The sequence below is a fragment of the Caballeronia sp. GAWG2-1 genome (assembly GCF_023631405.1).
In the GTDB taxonomy this organism is placed as follows: domain Bacteria; phylum Pseudomonadota; class Gammaproteobacteria; order Burkholderiales; family Burkholderiaceae; genus Caballeronia.
This window is the reverse complement of sequence record NZ_JALQDD010000008.1, coordinates 1-255: the sequence shown is the minus strand read 5'-3', so window position 1 is coordinate 255 and position 255 is coordinate 1. Positions and strand designations below refer to the sequence as shown.

Below are 255 nucleotides of genomic sequence, written 5' to 3'. Positions count from 1 at the left end.
ACTCACGGCGATCCTCGCCAAAGCGGGCGCGCTCGCCGCCGCTCAAAAGCAGCCGACGACCATTCTCGTCACCGCGCTCGCGCAGGACTTTCCCTATCTCAATCAGGCGATCTGGAAAGGCATTCCCGCGCGACATGCGGTCAAGCTCAGTCTCGAAAACCTGACCGCCGGCGCGCGCCAGCCGTACAGCGTGTCCATCAAGCCGACGCAGGGAGGCTGACGCGATGCGCCCATTTCTCATCCTCGCGACTGCGC

General features: G+C 64.7%; 1 pseudogene. It reads left to right on the top strand.

The features are described from left to right. A pseudogene (locus NCR98_RS06605) lies at positions 1 to 220 on the top strand (hypothetical protein); the annotation flags it as partial. Positions 221 to 255 lie beyond the last annotated feature (35 nt).